We start from the raw sequence: 25259 nt of genomic DNA on the forward strand, positions 1-25259 counted from the left end.
TTCCAAGCTGTATTTTTGAAAAAAAAATGTTAAAAAGTGTGAAACTTTATTTTTTTTTATATGTTTGCATAGTAATATCGTTGTTGCGACTTACTACTACTAACACACAAACAATTTTAAAAACTAAACACACAAAACATGAAACAGAAATTACTCAGTTTATTCCCACTTCTACGCATTTAATTTTTAAAAAAATAAGTTTGGACCTAACGCTGCTACGTTGGAGTTCAAAACTATCTGTTATTTCTTTAAATGCTTAAGCCATGCTGATAAGGATGCTGGCAGTTTTTAATTTTATCATTTTTGGTAAAATAGTTTAACCGTATCTATGGCTAGATTTAGGAGTGGAGTGGTATGTCCAGGTCATTATTTATCTAATTTGTTGTGAACAATTTTTAACTAAACACATAAACACATGAAACAAAAATTACTCAGTTTATTTTTTGTGCTGACCTGCCTAATAGGCGTGTCAATGGCGCAAAATCGTCAGGTGAGTGGTAAAGTAACTTCATCTACGGACGGAAGCCCAATAGCGGGAGCTTCTATTTCTGTCGTAGGCGGTTCGTCGGCTACTCAATCTGATGGTTCAGGTAACTACTCATTATCTGTACCACAGGGCTCAACGTTGAACTTTAGTTACATTGGCTATGCCTCCCAGAGGATAAATGTTGGTAGCCAATCGACTATTAATGTTGTCTTGATTTCTGAAGATAATTCCTTAGAAGAAGTGGTTGTTACAGCAATGGGTATAACAAGGGAGAGACGTGCACTAGCTACGGCAACCCAGGAAATAAAATCTGATATTTTGACGCAAGCTTCTAACAGTAATCTTGCTACAGCAATTCAGGGTAAAGTTTCTGGAGTTGAGGTAAGTCTTTCTTCAGGGATGCCGGGTGCATCTGCCAAGATTACGATTCGGGGGTCTAGATCCTTTACAGCGGATAATACATATACACAGGCAAGTGGTAAACAGCCCGGTAAATATTATGTGCCACAACGAGCAGCAGCAGGTTTAGACCCATGGGCGACCCCACAAGCCTATAATAATGCAAAAGAGTTTTTTGATATTGGTACTACCTATAATAACTCTTTGAACCTTATACAAGGATTGGATAAAGGACATTATGCGTTGTCTTTAGGTGCGACTAATGCCAAAGGAATCGTACCTTCTACGGGGATGGATCGTTATAATGCTAAGTTAGCGGCTCAAATCAATCCTTCAGAGAAGTGGACAACTGGTTTTACTGGAAATTATATAAATTCGAATATTTCCAAACAAACTGGTGCGAATGATGGTATCATGGCTACTGTTTTTCCGGCTCCTCCTTCTTATGATCTTAAGGGGATTCCTAATCATGTGGCGGGAAATCCTTATTCTCAAAACAATTATAGAGGAGGCAGTTTTGATCAACCCTATTGGGGAACAGAGCACAATAGGTTTACTGAAGGAACACAACGTTTTTTCGGTAATAGTTTTGCTCAATATGTAACACAGTTTTCTGAAAACCAAAAGTTAACTTTGAGATATCAGTTAGGTGTGGATTCCTATACCTCTAATTTTACAGATTTATGGGGTTATGGTAAAGCGGGAGTTACAAGAGGACAGGTTGAGAATTACCATTATTCAGTTACAGAACTAAACTCCCTAGCTACAGCTCGTTACGATTGGAAAATTAATGAGGATTTGACTTTTGACATGATGTTGGGTAACGAGATTGTGGACAGACATCGTCGTACTGATTATGCATTTGGTTCCAACTTTAATTTTTCTGGATGGAATCACATTAATAATGCAACTACTTATACTGCTGAGCAGACATTAAGACAAAACCGAACTTTTGGTTTGTTTGGGAATATTAATTTAGGTTATAAAAATATGTTGTACCTAAATGTTACTGGTCGTAATGATGTTGTTTCGAATATGCCACGTGACAATCGCTCTTTCTTCTACCCTTCTGTATCTACTTCATTCATATTTACTGAATTGGAAGGTTTGAAAAGTGATGTGTTGAGTTTTGGTAAATTGAGAGCATCTTATGCTGAGGTAGGGCAGGCTGGTAACTATTACGACTCATATTATTCAATTCCTACATATGGTGGAGGTTTTTCTAGTGGTACACCTATTATATATCCAATTGGAGGAACAGTTTCTTTCACTCCAAATTCAGTGTTATACGATCCGGCTCTAAGACCTCAAAATACCAAGGCTTATGAGATTGGAACCGATTTAACATTCTTAAACGGGCTTTTTGACCTAACATATACATTCTCCCGCCAAGACGTAAAAGATCAAATTTTTGAGGTGCCACTTGGTGGATCTAGTGGATTTAGTAGTTTGGTTACAAACGGAGGGCGAGTGCACACAAATGCCCATGAAGTTACTTTGAATGTGTCTCCATATAGAGATGGCGATTTTCGTTGGAACTTTGCTTTGAATTTTACTAAAATAGATAACTATGTAGACGAACTAGCTGATGGGGTAGAGAGTATTTTCTTGGGGGGATTTGTTGAACCCCAAATCCGAGCTGGTATGGGTGAGAAGTTTCCAGTTATTTATGGTAATTCATTCTTGAGAAATGAAGCGGGGCAAATTGTTGTAGATGCAAATGGTTTACCACAACAAGGAGAGCAACAGGTAATTGGTAGAGTATCTCCCGATTTTCTACTTGGATTTAATACTCGTTTGGAATATAAAAAGGTAAGGCTGTCAGCTGTTTTAGATTGGAAAAATGGAGGACAAATGTTACATGGTACCGGAGGTATTTTAGATTATTATGGTGCTAGTCAAAAATCAGCGGATTTTCGCTCTGGTGATCCGTTTTTGTTTGATAGAGAGGCAGTCAAAGAAGTGTCTCCTGGAGTATATGAGAAAAACGACATTTTAATTGATCCCTCTGATGCTTTTGCTTATTTTAATAGATTGAATGGTATATCGGAATCCTCGGTTTTTGGAACTTCATTTGTCAAATTGCGGGAGATTTCATTAGGCTATCCTGTCTATACAAATACGAAGTTCTCTGTCGATTTAAATGCTTTTGCGCGTAACTTGATCCTTTGGTCAGAATTAAAAGGATATGATCCAGAAGCTTCGCAAGGAAATACAAATATGTCTGGGGCTTTTGAACGTTTTTCACTTCCAGGAACATCGAGTTATGGTTTTGGCTTAAACATCAAATTCTAATATAATGAAAATCAGGAATAATATATATAAAATTTTAGCATTGGGGTTACTTGCTACACCAGTTGCTTTTTCGTCTTGTTCGGAAGACAGAATGGACGAAATAAATTTCAATAAAAATAATCCCACCGATGTTGAAGCTAAATTTATTTTGGCAGATGTGATAACATCTACTGCTGTAAATAGTGTGGGAGGGGACCTCAATACCTATCTTTCAGCTTATGTTGAGCATGAAGTGGGGACACATAATCAGTTGTGGAATGCAGAGCATCGTGAAGGGGAACCTCAGAACGCAACCACATTTAATAACAGTTGGAATAGTATTTACAGTACTATTAATAATGCGCGTATCGTTGTAGCCAAATGTTCCGAGGGTGGAGCCCAAGAAGGAAACAATGCTACTTTGGGGGTGGGACAAATTTTATTGGCTTATAATATGGCTATATTAACTGATATGTATGGTGATGTGCCTTATTCAGAGGCGTTTAGTCCTTTTGAGAATAAAACACCCCCATTAGATAAACAGGAAGCTATATACACTCAAATAGTTGGTTTATTAGATGCAGCTATCATTAATATTCCAAAAGGAGATAAGCATGGTACAGGATCTTATGCTACTCACGATTTTTTATATAAGGGTAGTAACAGTAAATGGATTCAATTTGCGTACGGTCTTAAAGCTAGATATGCTATGCGTCTATCTTTTAAGGCTGCCGACAAAAATAAAGCATGGGAGGATGTAATCCAATTTGTAGACAAATCGTTTCTAGGAGCTACAGATGAAGCTGCCTTCAATGTTTATGATGCCCAGAATTTAAACCCGTTATTCGATTTTCAATGGTCCCGTGACGGACTTGCAGCGAGTAAGAGTATAGCTGACAAGTTGATAGAGCGGAATGATCCTCGTCGAAATAGGAACTTTACTAATCCAGATTGGGAACAGATTGACAATATGGAGACTAATAGTGATGCTTATGGAGATCTAGCCCCTAATGGAACGAATGAGCAGGTACAGTATACCTATTTGACATCTACATTTGTGTTTTCCCAAACGGCTTCAACATTATTGTTGAGTTATCATGAGTTACAATTTTTAAAAGCGGAAGCAATGCAGAGACTGGGGAGATCTATTAATGATATTGAGCCTGTTTTGAAGAGTGCAATTACTGCTGCTATTGTTAATTCTGAGAAATCTGTTAATGCTGCATTTGTTGCACCGTCTCCTATACAATTTGGCGGTATTTCTGAAACTTCTCCGGATATTACAGCTGGTGACATTAATACTTATTTTGAAGGTGAGGTCAAACCTTTGTTCGTTGTAAATCCTTTGAAAGAAATTGTTGTGCAAAAATATCTAGCATTTTTTGGCGCCTCAGGAGAGTCAACAGAGATGTTTAATGATATTCGTAGGTGGAAGGCGATGGGTGAAAATTTAATAAAGCTTGATAATCCCAATAATGCTTCAAAATTTCCGGTTAGACTACCCTATGGCAATTCAGACGTAACGACCAATCCAAATGTTCAGACTGCATATGGAAACGGCACGTATGTATATTCTGAAAATGTTTGGTGGGCAGGTGGAACTCGATAGTGAGAGTTTGTCTTGTAAATGTATGATAAAATAGGTTGTCAAAATCACGACAACCTATTTTACTTCATCACTTTTTTCTTTCAATTGCTTTAGCCGTCGCTGCATTATTTGTAACTAATTTTAGAACTATATGATTATTTGTCATTTATTTTTTTATACCTTATAATTCTTGGGGCCGATGTCAAGAAAATAGATGAGACGACTTTTGAGATTGTTTATCAGATAACAGGTTATAATAACATTAAAGTTGTTGTAAGTCCTGGGGATAAGTCTCTTAGTGTTGCGAAACAACCTTGGGGGCAGCCTCTGTTGATTCGGCAGCAGTAAATTACGTTAATCCATGTAATGCAAAATACGTATTAACGGATCTTATACTGTTGCAGCAGGTAGATTTGGGGCATATGCGTCGGAGTTGTGAAGCAGCTAACATTGAAAAATTAGATTTTTACTAAATACCATTCCCCCGATGTACATTGTATATCGGGGGATTTTTATACTTATTTCCGGTGTCAATAGATTAATCAATAAGCTAAATATTTTACAACTAAATTGCTCCCAATTAAGTTTGGTTCCTGTTATTATAGAATAGCAATGTGAGATCGCGGGTGTTTTTTATTGCTAATGTATTGGTGAATGTTACATTGTATTATTGATTTCCGTATTATTTTTTGTGTAAAGTTGTTTTTGTAAAAAAATATGTTAAAAAGTGTAAAATATTGTTTTTTTTTATATGTTTGCATAGTAATATCGTTGTTACGATAGAACAACTGCTAACAACAAACAATTTTAAAAACTAAACACACAAACACATGAAACAAAATTTACTCAGTTTATTTTCCTTTCTCCACGTTTAGATCATTTTTTTACGTCGGATACAAATTGACCTACAAAGTCAACTTCGTATTAATTTTTAGAATACTTTAAGTATGGCGATTTGTATCGCTGGCTTCTCCCATGATTTATCATTTTTGATAAAACGTTTTACCTGCGTCTGTTATTAGATCCGGCCTGGAGATATCATGGGAAGTTCTCAGGTTATTCTAATCTATTTTTAAACAATTTTTAACTAAACACAATAAACACATGAAACAAAAATTACTCAGTTTATTTTTTGTGCTGACTTGTCTGATTGGAGTGGCTACTGGCCAAAGTCGACAAGTGAGCGGAAAGGTTACCGATGAAAGTGGGGTCGCTCTTTCAGGAGTAACTGTTATTTCCCAAAAGAGTACTGTAGCTACTCAAACGGATAACTATGGGAACTATATAATCCAATCGGAAAAAGGAAGTACGATTACATTTCGTTTGATTGGTTATGCTGATAGAGCGTTGACAGTAGGTGATGCTAATACGATCAACGTAAAATTGATCGAATCAAATGTTGGATTAGAAGAAGTTGTCGTTACAGCCTACGGTAAACAAAACAAGGAAGCTATAGTAGGGGCTGTAGCGAGTATTTCATCAAAGGATATTGAGAAAAGACCTGTTAGTTCAGCTACCGCTGTACTGGAAGGACTTGCGCCAGGTGTCATGGTCAATAATTCTAATGGTCAGCCTGGGGCGTCTCCTAATATTCGTATCCGTGGGTTTGGTTCGGTTACAGGTAGTTCTGCTCCTGCCTATATCTTAGATGGAGTCGTTTTCGAAGGAAATATCAGCGATATTAATCCCGCTGATATTGAGTCGATTTCAGTATTGAAAGATGCTACTTCTGCTACTTTATACGGAAATCGTGGTGCCAATGGAGTGATTGTTATTACAACTAAGAGAGGTTCATCTGGAAGTTCGGATTTATCTTTGGTTGTAAATCAAGGATTGTTCACTAGAGGTATTCCTGAATACGACAAGTTGGATGCGAAGCAATTTATGGAGGCCGCTTGGCAAGGTTTTAGAAATCAGTACATGTGGGCACCCAACAATAAACTCACGCTGGAGCAAGCGAATGCAGAAGCTACGAAAAATCTTGTTCCAACCGTTCTTAAATTGAATATATTCAACTTGCCCGATGATAAGCTTTTCGACGGAAATGGTAATTTGCTTCCTGAAGCTACGATCAAAGGTACGTACGGAGAAGATTTGAACTGGTTCAAGTATATTGAACGAAAAGGTTATAGACAAGATTATAATCTTAGTGGAAGAGGTGGAAATGAGAAAGGGAATTATCTCTTTTCGGTCGGCTACCTGAATGAAGAGGGGTATATTAAAACATCTGATTTTGATCGGTTATCAGGACGATTAAGTGCTACCATTACTCCTAAATCATGGATTAGCGCCGGATTATCTGCAAATGCCAGCCATCAAAACAGTAATAACACTTCAGAGGGGGGAGGTTTTACAAACCCTTGGAATTATGCGCGGGAAGTTGCCCCTATATATCCAGTCTATCTTCATGATGCAGTTACTGGAAATTATGTTCTTGACAGTGATGGGCAAAGGATTTATGATAACGGAGAAACGTCTCGTAATCAAAATGTCGGTCGGCATATGATTTGGGAGAATGAGCTCAATCTGGATGCGATGTTAAGAAATACATTGAATTCACAGGCTTTTGTAAATATAAAGTTTTTGAAAAACTTCGATTTTAAAGTTTTAGGTGACATTAATGTTCGAAATTCGCTAAGAAAAGAATATCAAAATGCACTTATTGGAGATGGAGTTGGAAATAAAGGAAGAGGTATTAGAACAATTTATAATTATAAGAATTATACATTTGCACAACAATTGACCTACGCCAATACCTTTGCTACGCATCACAACATTGATTTATTTGTTGGCCATGAGAATTATAGTAATTGGTATAATTACTTATATGGTTTCAAAGCAAATCAAAATTTTGCTGGGAAACACGAACTTGTAAATTTTACACAAATCACAAACTTGACTGATTATCAGGTTGAGCGGTCATCAGAATCTTACTTAGGTAGAGCCAGATATAATTACGATGAGAAATATTTTGTCGAGGGGTCTTTTCGTAGGGATGGTTCTTCTCAGGTATCTCCAGATCATAGATGGGACAATTTTTGGTCTTTGGGTGCTACCTGGATGATTTCCAAAGAGAACTTTATGCAGAATGCGGCTTGGGTAAATGCGTTGAAACTAAGAGCCGCAACAGGTGTTGTAGGAAATTTAGCTAGTCTAGGTGAATATGATTTTATGAGCTTGTATGCGATGGGGCAAAATAATAATCAAGCCGCATTATATAAAAGTAATATTGAAAACTTGGATTTAAGATGGGAAGGAAATAAATCTACGTCTTTGGCTTTAGAAGGTCGCTTATGGAATAGAATGAATTTTGTTGTTGAATATTTCAATAAAACCTCAAACGATTTGATTTTCAATGTTAATCTGCCTTTGTCCGTTGGTTCGGTGGATAACTTAGTAGGTGCGGCTCGAGTGAAGCGAAATTTAGGACAACTAGTTAATAAAGGTTTCGAGTTTACTTTTGATGTAGATGCCATTAAAACATCAGATTTAAGATGGAATATCGGAACAAATGCTTCATTCTTTAAGAATAAGATTGTAGAAATGCCTGCTCAATATAAGGAAGCCGGCTTACTTGCATCTCCATTTAATTATAAAGAAGGCCACTCGGTGTATGATTTTTATTTGTACCAGTATGCAGGTGTTGATATGATGACTGGACAAGCGCTTTATCGTGCGGACACCGAAAAATACGATCCGACCAACAAAGCTGGCGCCTGGTCTCCGTTCCAGCAGGAAGTTAATGGAACTATGTATACGAGAAACGCTGCTTATGCGAAAAGAGAATATAGTGGCTCTGCAATACCAAAGTTAATGGGCAGTTTTTCAACGGCATTAGATTATAAAGATTTTAGTTTGTCAGCATTATTTACGTATTCAGTTGGAGGAAAGGGCTTAGATTATTCTTATGTGAGTTTAATGGGGCTTGGTAGTACGCCTTCAGCAGTTCATGCAGATGTTGCAAAATCTTGGAAAGAGGCTCCTGTTGGCATGACCGAAACCTCTGCAAATCGTATCAACCCAGATGCAATACCACAAATTAACTTTACAAATAGTGCCTATAACAATAATAACATCTCGACACGTTTTTTGATGAGTAGTTCTTATTTGAGCATTAAAAATATTGCCTTAGGATACAGACTTCCAAGTGCAATACTGGATCGTGTTAATATGCGTCGGGCAAGCTTAATGCTAACTGTAGAAAATCTAGCTACGTTTACAGCTTTAAAAGGCTATAGTCCACAACAGTCGTTTGGAGGAACAAGCGATAATAGATTTGTGCCATTCAGAACATATTCATTGGGAGTTAATATAGGTTTATAAATAAAAAAAAGCGATGAAAAATATATATAAATTAGGTGTTCTGCTTGCCGTGACATTCCTAGGTGTTGGATGTAAAAAAGAATACTTAGAGAAGTTTCCAACGGCAGAAGTTTCCCCCAATACAGTTTTTGAAACTGTTGACAACGCCAAAATGGCTGTAAATGGATTGTCTAGATTGATGAAAAGGCAATATTTGGAAAGCCAGGGTTTTAATGGAGAGGGAACAATAAAGATGTGGTATGGCAATTATGCCGGTAACCATTGTGTGGTTCCTATGACGGGATGGAGTAGTGTTATAAATTTGGAATACGTAGCTAATCCCCTGAGTACCTATACATATTATCCTTGGTACTATTATTATACTATTATTGGAAATGCAAATACCATAATTAGTCAAATTGATGCTGTGCCAGGAGATGAGAAAGAAAAGCAAAAGATAAAAGCTCAGGCACTCACTTTTCGGGCGTATTGTTATATGATGTTGGCGCAGTTGTACGGTGATAGATGGTCTTCATCTAATAATGGAGCAACAAATGCAGTGGTGTTACGGACGGTTGATGGATTGGAAGATATGCCTTTGTCTACATTGGGACAAGCTTATGAGCTTATTTATAACGACTTGAATACTGCTGTTGGCCTGTATGAATCCTCTGGATTAGATCGGGCTGCAGCCAATAACTATGAAGTTAACAAGGATGTTGCTTATGCAATATATGCAAGAGCGGCACTAAATCGTGAAGATTATCCCAATGCGGAGAAATATGCTGCGTTAGCAAGAGCGAAGTATCCACTAATGTCAGCTACTGAATACAAAGCCGGATTTTCTACACCGAATAAAGAATGGATATGGTCAGTTTATGATAATGAGCAAGAAACAATACATTTTTATTCTTTTCTTTCATATATGGCCTATAACTCTACCGCTTCTGTAGTACGTCTTTATCCGAGATCAATAAGCAAAGAGTTATATCAAAAAATTCCTAGCTCCGACATAAGAAAAAATATGTTTTTGGATCCAGTTTCTACGGGACTGACATTTAATAGTACAACTGGTCAAGGAAATGCAGCGGCTTTAGCCTATGTCAGAAACATTTATAAAGATGTACGGCCAGATGCGGTGGCATTTGCATATATGCAATTTAAAATAAATGCCGTAGGGTTGCCCGGTGTAGGACATCTAAACAACTTTAGGGCTTCAGAAATGTATTTGATTGAGGCCGAAGCTAAATTTAAACAAGGTAAGGATGCGTCTTTAGTTCAGGGAATACTAAATGACTTAACTGCTAAATCAGGGAGAGATCCAAATTATAATTGCACAGCTACTGGAGCGGCTTTGTTTGACGAAATCAAAAAATATAGAGCTATTGAATTGTGGGGAGAGGGCTTTGATTTCTTTGATATGAAGCGTTGGGGTGATCCGATCATTAGAAAGTCATTTGCTAATGGAGGAAACTTCCAAGGGGCATTAGCATCAACAATACAACCAACTGATGCTAATGGTTGGAAGTTGGTTACACCTGCTCGAGAGACAGATTACAATACACTTATTGATTAATCTAAGAAATAGAAAATCCCCTCTACTATTATTTTTAGAGGGGATTTTTTAATAATAATTGAATACAGTCTAAGAAGCGTGAAATTTACTCTTTTTGTGCCTTATAACTTATAGCTTAGATTCCATTTGACATTTTATTAGTTATATCTTATATTTACTTAAGACAGTAGATATACCATATTCCTAAAGAAGAGCGGATGAATTTCGAGGACCAAATTGAATTTAAAAAGCATTACAAGGTATTGTGCTATTTTGCCTGGGAGATGGTGAAGGATACCGAAGTGGCTGAAGATTTGGTTCAGGATGCCTTTATAGCTTATCTCAATAATAAAAGCAAAATCTCTTCTGATCCGATGGCCGTTCGGTCTTTTCTATACAGTACCATTCGTAATGCGGTATACAATTTAAGTAGGAAGAGTAAGACTGTGCAAAAATACATTGGGCGTCAGTCCCTGAATGAGATTGATCCTATAGATTATGAACATAAAATAATCCGGGCCGAATTTATGGGGGAGGTTGCTCGTATTGTTGAAGGATTACCCGATTCTTGCCAGTATATATTTAAACTCAGTTACCTAGATGGGCTTTCTAACCAAGAGATTGCCGATCATTTAGCTATTTCTGTCAATACCATTAAAACCCAGAAGCAGCGTGCGCTTCGCGTATTACGGCAAAAAATCCATCCACAATACTTTTTTCTCGTATTATTGCTGGTTCTTACCAGTAATTAATTATCTCATTTCTAGTTATTAATGTTTTTGTTAAAAAAATGTTAATTTTTTGTCACCCCGTTTCTCCATCTCCGTTTCTTATATACAAATTATGATAACAGACCCTTTATATATAGCTCAATTAGTGAGCAAAAAATTTCGCGAAGGATTGACGGAAGAAGAAGGTTATGATCTTCGAGTTTGGTCAGAGCGAGACTCTCGTAATTTAGAGCTTTTGCGACAGTTGGAAAGCGAAGTAAAGGAAGGAGTTGATACGCGCATTTTTAATTCGTTTGATGAAGATCGTTCATGGGCTGTCATACAACAACGTCGACGTAAACAATTATTTCAATTTTGGACACGTGTAGCTGCAATGCTAGCGGTGGTAGCAAGCATTTCATTTTTTGTTTTGCGATTCAGCCAGAATAAGGAGGAGACACGGATCGTAGAAAGTAAAGATACCCGTTATAAAAATGATGTGCTTCCTGCGATAAAGGGAGCAAAGATTGTTCTTGCGGATGGGACTGAAGTTAAGGTCGATGATAATCTAGCTTTGCTTCCGGATGGTACTATTGCTACGGAAGAGAAAAAAATACTGGCAAATTCGAGCGAATCAACCCTGAATACGTTGATTGTACCTGCAGCTAATTTTTTAAATCTGACCCTTTCCGATGGTACCAAAGTATGGGTCAATGCCAGTAGTGAATTAGTTTTTCCAAGCCGTTTTGCTAAAGATAAAAGACAGATTAAATTGAAAGGTGAAGCTTATTTTCAAGTGACTAAAGATGTGGAAAGACCTTTCTACGTTGAAACCGATGGAGGTAATGTAAAGGTGTTAGGCACACATTTTAATGTTTCGGCGTACAGTGATAGACCAATTACCACATTGGAAGAGGGGAAGGTTCTTGTTTACAAGGGTGATCTCGAACAAATCCTTTTGCCAGGAATGAAGGCGGAGATCGTGGGGAATAGAATTGATGTGCGTAAAGCCGATTTACAAAAAGATCTAGCTTGGAAGAATAACTCATTTTATTTCAAGGGAGATAATATCGTAAATATTGCAAAGCAACTGCAAAATTGGTACGACATTGAGGTTTCTTTTTCAAAAGGAGTTTCGCTATCTCAAACCTATACCGGAGAAATTAGCCGATCGGCAAACTTGACAGAGGTTTTGAAAATGTTAGAATTTGTAAGTGATTTAGATTTTAAAATAGACAACAACAAATTATTAATCTTAAAAAAAATAGTAAACGTATGATTTAAATTATGTACACCAAAATGAAACTTTCATGATTCCTTTGGATAACAAACAGATATGAAAGTTCTTGATGTCCATTGAATACGGACATTTCAGAAAAAACAGAGGTGTTGCAGCACCCCTGTTTAGATTCATTAAGCTAAGAATTTTAACCATTAACATTAACTCAATTACTCAAATGTATGAATAACTTATCATTTGGCAAAGGGCGTAATACCCTATCGGGAACTCCTTTTCCAGTAATTTTCCGGATTATGAAAATAGCAACAGCCTTAATGTTAGTTTTTATGACCTGTGCATATGGAAGCGGAAAAGCCCAAAAGGTGTCCCTTTCCTTGCGTAATGCCAAGTTGGAAGACGCTTTTAAGGAAATAAGCAAACAGACAAACTACAAGTTTCTTTATAATGATGCCTTAATAAAAGAGGCTAAAAGAGTGAACTTAACTCTTGACGAAACAAATCTCCCAGATGCTATGTCAAAGCTTTTGGAGAATAACAGAATGGCTTATAAGATTATTGATAAGACCATAACTGTTAGTTCATTAGAAGAACGAGGTAATGCTCCAGTAACGGTAAAGGGATATTCCCAGCAGAATCAAGTAAAAGGAACTATTCTTAATATCGAAGGAGAACCCTTGGCAGGAGCTTCAGTTTCTATAAAAGGAGGAAGTACTGCTGTGTCAACCAATGCGCAGGGTGAGTTTACTATCAATGCCCCCGCAAATGCAACATTGGTAGTTCGCTTCATTGGTTACGACGCCACAGAAATCGCTGTGGGCGGAAGGAAACTAATAAATATCAGACTTAAAGCAAAGGATAACACCTTAGATGCGGTCGACGTTATAGCTACTGGTTATCAGAATGTTGATCGAAAGCTATTTACAGGAGCCACGACACGGGTGAATGCGAAAGATGCAGAGCGAAACGGTGTTCCAGATATTTCTAGAATGCTGGAAGGGCAAGCAGCAGGGGTCTCCGTGCAAAACGTATCTGGTACATTTGGTGCTGCTCCCAAGATTCGTGTTCGTGGAGCTACATCACTATCTGGAGACAATAAACCTCTTTGGGTGGTAGATGGTATTATTTTAGAGGACTTGGTTAATATTTCGAATGAAGCGTTGTCAACAGGAGATGCGAATACATTAATTGGTTCATCTGTCGCTGGTCTTAATCCGGATGATATAGAGTCATTTACAATCTTAAAGGATGCCGCTGCCACTGCGATGTATGGAGCTCGCGCAATGAACGGAGTAATAGTTGTAGTCACTAAGAAAGGTCGAAATACCGAAGGAAAAACCCACTTAAATTACTCGAGTAATTATACGACTTATCTAAAACCGAATTATGATCAGTTTGATATTATGAATTCTGCAGAGCAAATGTCGGTTTTGATTGAGCAGGATAATAAAGGATACTTTAACCATAGCTCGGTATCCCGTGGTGCTACAGGAGGTATCTTTTCTAAAATGTATAATGAAATGTATCGTCTGGGAAATGATGATGTTACTTTCGGACTTGAAAACACTACCGCTGCAAAGTTGAATTATTTAGAAAGATATGCTAGAGCCAATACGGATTGGTTTAATGTTTTGTTTAAAAATTCATTACTGCAAGATCACTCAATCAGTCTGACATCTGGTTCTCCCAAGTCTCAAACTTATCTTTCAACGTCTTTTATTCATGACAATGGTCAAACAGTTGGAGATAAGGTAAAAAGATACACTGCCAATTTAAGGAACACATTTAATATGAGTGAGAAATTATCGGCAGAGGTGTTGGTTAATGGCTCTATCCGGGATCAAAGAGCGCCCGGAACTCTTACTAGAATGTCAGATCCTGTTTTTGGGCAATACTCGAGAGAGTTTGATATAAACCCATATTCATACGCATTAAATACTTCACGATTAATTACACCGTACGATGAAATGGGTAATTTAGAGTATTTTACTAGAAGTTACGCGCCGTTTAATATTATCAATGAGTTAAATACAAATTATCTTAACTTATTGAATATGGACTTGAAAGTACAGGCTGGTGTCAAATACAAGATAATTCCTCAATTGACAGCCTCTTTGGATGCTGCTTATCGATATGCTAATACAGAGAGACAACACTATATTTTAGAGGGATCGAATATGGTACAGGCATATAAAGCAGCTGGAGATGCAACGATTGCTGATGACAATATACTGTTGTACAAAGATCCTGATCTGCCAAACTCTTTACCACAGGTTGTTCTACCAGAAGGAGGGTTTTATAATACCACATTGAATAATCTTAAGAACTACTACTTTCGTTCTAACCTAGAATTTGATGAGAAATTTTCAGAAAACCATAGGCTTAACCTATTTGGTTCATTTGAGATGAGATATACAGATCGTCAATTTTCAGATTATGAAGGGATCGGATATCAATATCAAAATGGAGGGTTAGTAAATCCCAACTATCGGTTTTTCAAAAAAATGATAGAGGGAGGAGATCCTTACTTTGGGATGGGGTATGAATGGGATAGATTTGTTGCGGGGATGTTTCGCGGTGCATATGCTTATAAAGATAAATATAGCGTGAACTTCACAACAAGAATTGACGGATCAAATCGACTGGGCGAATCGAATGTGGCTAGATGGTTACCAACTTGGAATGTATCTGGTAAATGGAATATTGATCAAGAAAGTTTCTTTAATGCTGATAACAATATTTTGACAGCAGCAAGTATCCGTGGTACTTATGGGTTGGTAGCCAGCCTAGGTAATGCCCGGAATGCGACACCAGTATTTTACAATCGAATAGCATACAGGCCATATGAAGATGAGAAGGAAACACTTACTATGTTAAGTAGTTTAGGGAATTCTGAATTGACTTGGGAAAAGCTATATGAACTGAATATCGGTACAGATTTGCAGTTATTCAATAAAATTGATGTTACAGCGGATTTTTATAAAAGAAATATTTTTGACCTAATTGGCAGTATTCGTACTTCAGGAATCGGCGGGCAATTTGTAAAGCAAGCCAACTATGCAGATATGGATTCTAAAGGATTCGAATTAACTGTAGCCGGTTCTCCGGTCAAAAACCCGGAGGGTTTTAGTTGGAGAACTCAGTTTAATTTTGGGGTGAATAAAAATACAGTAACGAGGCTGGACGTCAATCAAAACATATGGACTTTGGTAAGAGCTGAAGGTGCTGCAGTGCAAGGATACTCTCAAAGAGGTTTATTTTCTGTCAAATTTGACGGTTTAGATCCTAATTATGGATATCCTACTTATATCGGAACTGAGGGGGTTAAAGACACATATATTTATTTGCAAAGCGAAGATATAGACGACTTAGTTTATCATGGTCCCGTGGATCCTACCTTTACAGGTGGATACTACAATAATTTCAGATATAAAAATTTCGGACTTTCAGCTTTGTTCACTTTTGCAGCAGGAAACTATATTAGGCTACAACCTAGTTTCTATTCCATCTATTCTGATATGGCTTCCATGTCGAAAGATATGGTTAATAGATGGTTAATGCCGGGTGATGAACAGCTGACTAACGTTCCTGCTATTCTGGATCCAACTTCTTTAAACCGGATTTTAAGAGCTAATGGCACGACAGTAAACGCCAATTATCCGTATAATGCGTACAATTATTCTGATCAGAGAGTAGCACGAGGCGATTTTATTCGACTTAAGCAGGTGCAGCTCACTTATACATTGCCTAAATCCATCACAGAACGTCTTAAAATGTCTTCTATGCAGTTAGCATTGGTCGGCAATAATATAGCGTTGCTATATTCTGATAAGAAACTTAATGGTGCAGATCCCGAGTTCTTTAATAATGGAGGAGTTGCGATGCCAGTACCGAAGCAGTATACATTTTCATTGAAAGTAGGTTTTTAATACTAAAGATTATGAAGACAAAATATTTAATATATATAGCGGCAGTGAGCTTAGGAGGCACTTTCTCGTCTTGCGAAAAGTATTTGGAGAAAAGTCCGGACATGCGAACAACCATCGATAACGTGGATAAGGTTGCCCAGTTAGTGGGAAGTGCCTACCCTTCTTATAACTATCTTGCAATGGCTGAACACTCATCTGATAACGTCTCAGATAAAGGTGTTGGGGTGGGTCAAAATGATTCGCCATTCTCAGAGTATTATATGTGGGAAGATGTAATAGGTGATGGTAATAATACCCCTACGCAATATTGGAATACGGTATATGCTGGTATTGCTGCTGCAAACCACGCTTTAGAAGCGATTGAAAAGAATGACATGGGATCTGAGGTGCTCCCATATAAAGGGGAGGCCTTGGTAGCTAGGGCATACGGTCATTTTATGCTGGCACTTTTCTTTGCTCAGCCTTACGAAATAGGGGGAGCTAACAGTTCCGCTGGTATACCGTATGCAGATAAGCCAGAGACGGTAGCTTTAGCTCAGTACGATAGAGAAACAGTGAAAATTACTTATGATAAAATAAAAAAGGATCTAGAAGAGGGGTTGCCGTTATTACAGGGAGGTGTGTGGCAAGTGCCGAAGTATCATTTTAATTTTTCATCAGCTAACGCATTTGCTTCTCGTTTTTATCTTTTCATAGGTGAGTTTGAGAAGGCCATATCGGCAGCTAATAATGTTTTTCCCAATGGTAACTTTACAGGTAAAATAAGGGGGGTAAATTCTACATTAAAAGCAATGACCTCGGCTGAGTATCTGTTGGGTATGACTAAGATGGACAAAGACTTCAACCTATTAATTCGAGAAACTTATAGTGTGTACCAGCGAACCAGTAGTTCAGTATATCAAAGATTCGGATATGGACAGAAAAAGTACAACGAGTTTTTTGCCACTCCACTTTTCGAAGGTACAACTTTATATACGAAAGGATTAAGTTATTCGAGTGGTCAACATTATACCTCATATATGTGGAACGAGTATTTTCACTATACCAATGTTCAAGCTGGTATTGGATTTCCGTATATAATGCAACCACTATTGACTTCAGATGAAGCTCTATTTAATAGAGCAGAGGGATATGCACATGTTGGTAATTATGTTAAATCATTAGAGGATATTAATCTCCTGTTGAGTAATCGTGTTAATAATTATAATCCTTCTATTCACACTTTGACTATTGAAAAGGCACAAGCAGCGGCGAAAACGGCGGACCCGAAGCAAGCCTTGATATATATAATTCTCAAGATGAAGCAAGCCGCGTTTGTTACTGAAGGCATCCGTTGGATGGATATAGTTCGCCACCGCTTACCAGTCACTCACGTTGTATTGGATCAGGATAATGAAGAGACACCTCATGTGTTAGAACCTAATGATCTAAGAAGAGTTTTTCAGATACCGAGTTCAGCTTCATTAGCTGGAGTAAGTCAAAATCCAAGATAATTAAAAGATATAGTTATGAAACTGAAATTATTCACTATAGTAATACTCACCGTAATTTTAGGGATATCGGGGTGTAGGAAAAGCGACGAGAATCTTGACGTAGATCTATCAAAATATAATTATGACAACTTTGAAAAGCTGCCTGTCGACGATTACATCTATACAAATCTTACTAAACCTTATAATATAGAAGTTGTATACCGATTTGATAGAAGTCATACAGATATCGCAAAAAATATATCTCCTCCAAATATAGATAGGGTACAACCTGCTGTAGATATGATTCTGACAGGATTTATTAAACCCTATGAAAAATTGGGAGGTGCTCGTATGATTAAGGTTTATACACCGAAACAATTTGTGCTTTTCGGTTCTCATGCGTACAATGATAATGGTAGTGTTACTTTAGGAACCGCAGACGGCGGTAGACGAGTCGTACTTTATGATATTAACAATATTAGTAAGACAAATGGGGTAGATATTAAAAGAAGACTACGTACTATTCACCATGAATTTACTCATATCTTGAATCAAATGGTGGCAATTCCGCCTTCTTTTCGTACGATAACTGCTGATCATGTTGACAATTGGTTAGCAGCAGAAAATACTGATGCAGAAGCAAAACGTTTAGGATTTGTATCTAGATATGCAAGGAGTTCTTTTGGTGAAGATTTTGCAGAAATGGTGGCACATTTGTTAATAGAAGGGCAAGTATGGTTTGATAATTATGTAGCTGAAATTCCTGATGCGATGTACCGCGAGAGGATTCGTTTAAAAGAAACTGTCATTCGTGAGTACTTTAGTTCTTTTTTTCAAATTGATTTTACAGAGCTGCAAATTGAGATGCAACGTGTTTTAAAAGAGGAATATAATACTACCCCACCGTCTGATAGGACTCAGGAGCTTCATTTTAGACTGATGAATAATAAAATCAATACTATCAGATATACGGCGAATGCATCCTATTTAACACAGTATGGAGATCCAGCAGCAATAAAGGCCATTCTCGCGAATGTACAGACTTCATTAAGGACTACACAGGCTAATGGGATTGTAGACTATTTTGAGTTTAGATTTACAGATGCAGAAAATCTAATATTTAGGATAGGTTATCGAAATTCATCAACCACAGCAGCGTTAACAAGTGACTATTATTTTAAGATGGTAATAAATCCCGTAACAGGGGAAGTCAGCTTTGTTAAATCAACTGTTAATGGAGCCCATTTTGCAGGTAATGGAAGCGTGACGATGTCAGGGTTTGAGACTTATGTCCTTCCATATTTAACGAATCGAATTTTCATAGCAAGCTGGTTACCTGCTTCTATACCAGCGACTTCTCCTTTGTATAGAACATATGGTGGATTTTATGTGAAGGGAACGCCGGCAAATTATATTTATGGACCAGTTGTTTTAAAATAAAGATATGAGAAGATTAATTATATTAATATTTGCATCCATTATGTTATTTGGATGTCAAGAACACGAAGCCGAATTGGTTTTTGATGGACTTCCAGAAGAAAGAATGGCTCAAAAGTTACAGGAACTACAAGAACGTTTGTTAGAGTCGCCTAGCGGCTGGAAGGCCACTTTGAATACTGGAACATCTACAAGTAAAGGAGCCTATAATTTTTATGTAGATTTCGATAATGGAAATGTTTGTAAGATGCAGGGAGATCTTACTCCAACTTCCTCCTCTACCTGGAGTACCAGTACTTATCGTGTTGTATGGTCTATGAATGCGTCATTGGTTTTTGATACATTCAATTACATTACTATGTTACAAGAGCCATCTTCCGCTTTTGGAGGTACTGCTCCTCATGGTTATAGATCTGATATAGAGTTTGAGTATATTCGTTCTACCCCAGATAGTGTATTTTTGAAAGGGAAGAAATATCAACATGACTTAGTTCTTACCAAAATATCTACCACGGATGTTGCTTCACTTGATGAAGGGAAATTGAAGACTAAAATTGACGAAGTAACTTCTTTTTTTGCAAAGAATCTAAACAGTTATTTTGAGATTGGTAATGATGGCGTTAAGTATGCTGTGTCGTTGGATCGAATTGCAAGAGCAATTATTATCAATTGGATTGAAGGAGATAAGGTAAATTCTGTAAAATCAGCGTTTGCTTATAGTTTAGAAGGTGTGGATATATTCAAGCCAATTGAGTTGAAAGGAAACATATTGACAAAGATCGAATTGGTTGGTAGTACCGCAAAAATGATTTCCTTATCTGGTTCATATGAGTTGAAAAATAACACTATACCTATATTACCTATTACCTCATTATTTGCACACAATGGAGCTTTTAATGCATTGGTGATAGAAGGATCAGCGATGCCAGTAGGTATTGTTTCGGAATTTAATAGCTTGTGGGAATCCCAATTGTCGAATTATGCTTTAAATAATGTAACGATGGTATCCTTTATATTCAAACTAAATAATTCTAATACGGCCTCATTATTGGTACGATTTAATAGTGGAGGAACTGTGTACCTTGCTCAAGCAGATTACAACTATACGCTGATTGACGGTATATTGAAGTTGTCTGCGCCAATCTCAACTAACGGTAATTATAATAACGGATGGGTGATAACTAATATTAAAAATTATTTTAGTGGTGCTGAATTTAAATTGGGTTACTCATCAAGTACCAACCCTGATGTCGTAAACATAGGCGGGCTGTATAAGACCAATAATGCAGCTTCATTTTTTTACGGAAAACTTGCTAAAAATTAGCTAGCCCCATTGTAGCGTTAATAAGCAATACGCAAAGACAATGAGGATAGATAGGTGTATTGGACAAATAATATACCGAATTTTCAAATAATAAAGAAAAGGAGAGGATATATTCCTCTCCTTTTGCGATTCCCGAATATATTGAGTTCTGCGAACATGTGAAAAACTGCTTGTGACTATGCGTAATGATAGGAAATCCATTATCGCACTCACCTAAGAAAGGACTCTGGTTGGCTTCTGTTATCGTTTACTTTAGGTTTTAAATTTCTTAGGTCTTTCAAAAAAGAGCTAAAGAAATATTAAGGGAAGTTTAATGATGTGATCTCCGTAAATCCAGAATGCTTGGATAAGTTCATATCGACACTATTGAATATAAATCCAAACATAGAGATAAAATAAATAAGGCGGAAAATTTTCCGCCTTATCTTTATCTATTCGCTAATATACTAACCTCTTGGGCTACTCTGCCAGCGATAATTTTGTATGCTTCAGAGACGATCTCATCATTATCCAGAATGACAGGGAATCCATTATCTCCCGCATCGCTGATGGCTTTAACTAAAGGGATCTCACCCAAAAATGGTACCTGATTATCTTCGGCTAGACGCTTACCGCCATCCTTGCCAAAGATATAATATTTGTTTTCGGGTAGTTCAACTGGGGTAAAGTAAGCCATATTCTCTACAATACCGATGATAGGGACATTGATACCCTCCATCTTGTACATCGCCATTCCCTTGATAGCATCGGCTAAGGCCACCTGTTGCGGTGTAGTAACGATTACTGCGCCAGAGATAGGATAGGTCTGTGATACGGTGATATGTATATCACCCGTGCCTGGGGGCATATCTACTATTAAATAATCCAACTCGCCCCAGTCCGCATCATTAAATAACTGTTTGATAGCCGAAGTGGCCATAGGACCACGCCACGGAATCGGCTGATTGGGATCGGTGAAAAAGCCTATAGAAAGCAACTTAAGCCCAAACTTCTCAATAGGTACGATCTTCGTTTTGCCATCGTCAGTTTGTGTCGACATCGGTTTGGCTCCTTCCAGACCAAACATAATCGGGAGAGATGGACCGTAGATGTCGGCATCTAACAGACCTGTTTTAGCACCTGTTTCTGCCAAAGCCAGAGCCAGGTTGCTCGCCACGGTAGATTTACCTACACCACCTTTGCCGGAAGAGACGAGAATAATATTCTTGATTCCTTTGAGTTGACTGGTGTCGACACTCGTGACACGCGACGTCATATTGATCTCCACCTCTATGTTTTTATCTACAAATAAGGCGATAGCATTGCGACAAGCATGCTCTATATGTGCCTTCATCGGGCATGCAGGTGTGGTCAGTACCACATCAAATTTTAACTTATTCGGAAGTATCTCTATATTTTGAATCATGTGGAGCGTTACCAGATCTTTTTTGAGATCGGGATCGTCTACATGGCTTAAGGCGTGTAATATCTGCTCTTTTGTAATCATAACTTCGTAATTCTTCTACAAAGCTACACATTGCCGCAGACAAACGTGTCATGCCTGCTTCAAATCCATGATCTTTTCGAAGACCTTGTCCATAAATAAAACCGTGTCTAGGTTACGATCAAATTTGCGTTGTTCAAACACCAAGTCGTACGAATTGTCAAACTTCATGGCTACCAGTTCAAATTTTTGCAGCTCTAACCAGGCAGGGCTATTGTCTTTGTCTGGGACTGTACAGCTAATGGTTTTCAGACCACCCTCATTCGATACTTTGTAGTTTACACTCACGGGCCTCGAATTGGCCTTTGGATAATGTATTAAAATGTTATTGCTCATATACGTTTTGATTATTAAATAATACGGAATTAGTGACTTATAGAAAGGCAAGAAATACACTCCTTATTTAGGAGACATTCTTTCAAACTAATCCATTTATTTTGTCTGAATTTCATAATATAGTGAAAATAAGTGGTATATGCAAGTTTTTGGCTTTGTAATGGCTTGTACATGGACGTGTGTAACATCGTAAATTGCGAATGGACTATAAAACCACCGTTTCGCTGTGGTACTTTTGATAAATAATTGTATATTAGGATTATTAACTTATTTCGGACAAATTGTATTTGTAGTAAGAATATCTTTCGAATGAGTTATAGGCTACGAGTTCTCTCTAGGATCCATTCGTTATGCTAAAAGAAATTATAAAATACGTTGACGATAATATTAAAGAAAATGAAGAGGTTATAAAATCGTTGTTGGCCCATAGTATCGGATTTCAGCTAAATGGGACGAAGGAAGATTCGATTTCAAAGATTGGAGGAATGCCGTCTATGGATAAGAATTTGTTTCCTTGTCTAAACGGAGAGCCTTTGACTTTCATAGGACAGATCGATTTAAGTGAGATAAGCTCGGCGAATGATATTTTACCATCTACTGGTCTCCTGTTGTTTTTTGTATACACTGGTGATTTGGGGTATAGGTATCCCGATAGAAAGGGCGAATTTAGAGTTGTATATCTTGATGAGATTTCTTCCACTCCAGAATTTGTACAGGTAATCGACGAAAAATGCCAGCTTATGTCGTTTTTTCAATTCTATACCTTTCCCTCTTATCAAGAGGGTGTTGTGGAGAAAAAGAATATTTCAAATGATGATCTTAATACAATCGACGAGATTCAAGAGCATATTTTATGGGGATTAGAAAATGATTATGATGCACCTCATCAAATATTAGGGCATCCACATGCTATACAAGGTACAGTAAGGTTTTGGTGGGCTGCTAGTTATTTGAATATTGATCCTACTGTCGAAGATTTTTCAGAAGATGAAAGGGGACAAATTGACGTGATCGAGGACGAATTTTTATTACTTCTACAGTTAAATTTTTTGGATTCAAAAATTGATATAAAGACATTTGGAGATAGTGTGGTATACTTTGGTATCCATAAAGAAGATCTAAGGAGTAACAGCTTTGAAAACGCCGTACTCGTCATGCAGTGTACCTGATCGTCGTTGCACCGCCTATCTTCTTGTGTTGTTCCAATTGTGAAGCTTATATACAGAACAGGTTTCAACCCTTACGGATTGAAACCTGTTCTGTATAAGCAAGCAAGAGTTACTTAAAACGACCTATAGTCACCTTGTAAATATTGGTTTGCTTTTTCCTCTTTAAATTTGGCCTTTTTCGCATCCCAATGTAAGGTCTCACCGGGGAATCGCCCCGCAATGGTACCCAAAAGAATAGTTTCTGTTAGTCGGGAAGCGTAATCAAAAGGAGCCGAGCATTCCGCTTTGCCCAAACAAGCATCTACAAACTGGTGGTAGTGCTTAGCGCCTTCCTTATCATAGTCACGCACGGGTTGACCTAAATTATATTTTTCCGACACCTTTTCTATTTCATTCGTGATATCTACGTACTGACCATCGACTATTTTTCGTGGTAGCTGCATGAAGTGTGGCAACAATAAACGCCCTTTGGTACCGACAAACATAGCGCCTTGTTCAGGCAGTTGGCCGTCGCCCGCTATTCCTGGGTCTAAGGATAATTTGGAAGGATCATCCTGTTTTTTTGCTTCTGTTTTAACAGCTTGCATATTGGGTAACGTTAGGTCTTCATGTATTGCTGGGGCACCTGGGCCATCATACCAGATCCATTTTAATGATTTGCCGGTATACTTGGTGCCTGGAAATTCATAGGTGACTTTATTGTGTTCCGGAAATCCAAACCCATTGGTAGCACGACACTCGTTGACGATCGTACGCGGCACGTCGAGTTGTAGCGCGTTATAAGGGGTATCAAAAATATGAACACCCATATCGCCTAAAGTTCCACAGCCATAATCCATGATCTGTCTCCAGCGCCCCGGATGGTACACGCCTTTTTTATAGGGCCTTTTTGGCGAGGTGCCTACCCATAAGTTCCAGTCTAGTGTTTCTGGGATTGGATCCTCTCCCTGAGGAGGCGGCCCATCGTAACCGTGGTTTTTTGGAGACCAAGCGTGTACGGTATGTACCTTTCCGATAATACCCGATTGAATCAAATGTGTAGCTAGCTTATAGTCATAAAAAGAGTGTACCTGAATACCCATCTGCGTGACTAATTTTTTTTCAGCTGCTACTCTTTTCATTTCACGCGATTCAGACACGTAGTGCGTTAGTGGCTTTTGGCAATAGACGGGTTTATTCATCTGCATGGCCAATAGCGAAGCAGGAGCATGGGTATGATCGGGCGTCGACACTATGACAGCATCAATTTGACCGCCAAGTTCGGCCATCATCGTACGATAGTCAGAAAATATACGCGCTTTGGGGTGTAGCTTGTGCGCTTCGGCTAGGTTTACAGCATCCACATCGCATAGTGCGAAAACATCCACATTCGCATGCGATGCAATGGCGTCCAAGTCTGCTCTACCCATACCGCCAACACCGATATGCGCCGTCCGCAAGCGACGATCTGTTGGGAAAGCTTTCAGAATAGAGGGCGAAAGGAGAAGTCCCAATGCACCTATTGCACTGCTTTTTAAAAATTCCCGTTTGTTCATATGTTTATAATTTGTTTTTTAA

15 protein-coding genes are annotated in these 25259 nt (G+C 37.9%); 12 read left to right on the plus strand and 3 right to left on the minus strand.

Going from position 1 to position 25259, the window contains the following annotated elements; all coding sequences use genetic code 11:
* Window positions 1–415 precede the first annotated feature (415 nt).
* The 11 genes from B5X76_RS10115 to B5X76_RS10165 all read left to right on the plus strand — a co-directional run bounded on the left by B5X76_RS10115 (window position 416) and on the right by B5X76_RS10165 (window position 20714).
* A complete protein-coding gene (locus B5X76_RS10115) occupies window positions 416–3181 on the plus strand; it encodes a TonB-dependent receptor domain-containing protein (protein WP_079642998.1) in 2766 nt (921 codons plus the stop codon).
* 4 nt (window positions 3182–3185) lie between these two features.
* On the plus strand, window positions 3186–4769 hold the full coding sequence (locus B5X76_RS10120; protein WP_079642999.1) for a SusD/RagB family nutrient-binding outer membrane lipoprotein: 1584 nt from the start codon (window positions 3186–3188) through the stop codon (window positions 4767–4769).
* A 138-nt stretch (window positions 4770–4907) separates the two neighbouring features.
* Window positions 4908–5096 (plus strand): hypothetical protein, encoded by a 189-nt coding sequence (locus tag B5X76_RS10125; protein WP_079643000.1) that lies wholly within the window; start codon window positions 4908–4910, stop codon window positions 5094–5096.
* A gap of 756 nt (window positions 5097–5852) precedes the next feature.
* On the plus strand, window positions 5853–9071 hold the full coding sequence (locus B5X76_RS10130; RefSeq protein ID WP_079643001.1) for a SusC/RagA family TonB-linked outer membrane protein: 3219 nt from the start codon (window positions 5853–5855) through the stop codon (window positions 9069–9071).
* A 13-nt stretch (window positions 9072–9084) separates the two neighbouring features.
* Window positions 9085–10626 carry a RagB/SusD family nutrient uptake outer membrane protein gene (locus tag B5X76_RS10135; RefSeq protein WP_079643002.1) on the plus strand — a complete coding sequence of 514 codons (1542 nt, stop codon included), beginning with the start codon at window positions 9085–9087 and terminating at the stop codon, window positions 10624–10626.
* A gap of 197 nt (window positions 10627–10823) precedes the next feature.
* On the plus strand, window positions 10824–11357 hold the full coding sequence (locus tag B5X76_RS10140; protein WP_079643003.1) for an RNA polymerase sigma-70 factor: 534 nt from the start codon (window positions 10824–10826) through the stop codon (window positions 11355–11357).
* 124 nt (window positions 11358–11481) lie between these two features.
* Window positions 11482–12594: a FecR family protein gene (locus B5X76_RS10145; RefSeq protein ID WP_176141041.1), complete on the plus strand. Its 1113-nt coding sequence runs from the start codon at window positions 11482–11484 to the stop codon at window positions 12592–12594.
* A gap of 182 nt (window positions 12595–12776) precedes the next feature.
* The gene (locus B5X76_RS10150) at window positions 12777–16481 is read left to right on the plus strand and encodes a SusC/RagA family TonB-linked outer membrane protein (RefSeq protein WP_217699646.1); all 3705 of its coding nucleotides are present in this window, start codon (window positions 12777–12779) and stop codon (window positions 16479–16481) included.
* A gap of 11 nt (window positions 16482–16492) precedes the next feature.
* Window positions 16493–17974: a RagB/SusD family nutrient uptake outer membrane protein gene (locus B5X76_RS10155; protein WP_079643005.1), complete on the plus strand. Its 1482-nt coding sequence runs from the start codon at window positions 16493–16495 to the stop codon at window positions 17972–17974.
* A 15-nt stretch (window positions 17975–17989) separates the two neighbouring features.
* Window positions 17990–19393, plus strand: coding sequence for a substrate import-associated zinc metallohydrolase lipoprotein (locus B5X76_RS10160; RefSeq protein WP_079643006.1), 1404 nt, complete (start codon window positions 17990–17992; stop codon window positions 19391–19393).
* A 4-nt stretch (window positions 19394–19397) separates the two neighbouring features.
* Window positions 19398–20714, plus strand: a complete 1317-nt coding sequence (locus B5X76_RS10165; RefSeq protein ID WP_079643007.1) for a DUF4302 domain-containing protein — start codon at window positions 19398–19400, stop codon at window positions 20712–20714.
* A 427-nt stretch (window positions 20715–21141) separates the two neighbouring features.
* On the opposite strand, the gene B5X76_RS10170 is transcribed toward B5X76_RS10165, so the two are convergent.
* Entirely contained in the window at window positions 21142–22200 is a 1059-nt protein-coding gene (locus B5X76_RS10170) for an Mrp/NBP35 family ATP-binding protein (RefSeq protein WP_079643008.1), read from the minus strand.
* A gap of 48 nt (window positions 22201–22248) precedes the next feature.
* Complete coding sequence (locus tag B5X76_RS10175; RefSeq protein WP_079643009.1) at window positions 22249–22533, minus strand: hypothetical protein; 285 nt, start codon at window positions 22531–22533, stop codon at window positions 22249–22251.
* A 350-nt stretch (window positions 22534–22883) separates the two neighbouring features.
* On the opposite strand from B5X76_RS10175, the gene B5X76_RS10180 reads away from it, so the two are divergent.
* Window positions 22884–23702 carry a DUF1963 domain-containing protein gene (locus tag B5X76_RS10180; RefSeq protein ID WP_079643010.1) on the plus strand — a complete coding sequence of 273 codons (819 nt, stop codon included), beginning with the start codon at window positions 22884–22886 and terminating at the stop codon, window positions 23700–23702.
* A gap of 113 nt (window positions 23703–23815) precedes the next feature.
* On the opposite strand, the gene B5X76_RS10185 is transcribed toward B5X76_RS10180, so the two are convergent.
* The gene (locus B5X76_RS10185; RefSeq protein ID WP_079643011.1) at window positions 23816–25237 is read right to left on the minus strand and encodes a Gfo/Idh/MocA family protein; all 1422 of its coding nucleotides are present in this window, start codon (window positions 25235–25237) and stop codon (window positions 23816–23818) included.
* Window positions 25238–25259 lie beyond the last annotated feature (22 nt).

The organism is Sphingobacterium nematocida, assembly GCF_900168125.1.
In the GTDB taxonomy this organism is placed as follows: Bacteria; Bacteroidota; Bacteroidia; order Sphingobacteriales; family Sphingobacteriaceae; genus Sphingobacterium; species Sphingobacterium nematocida.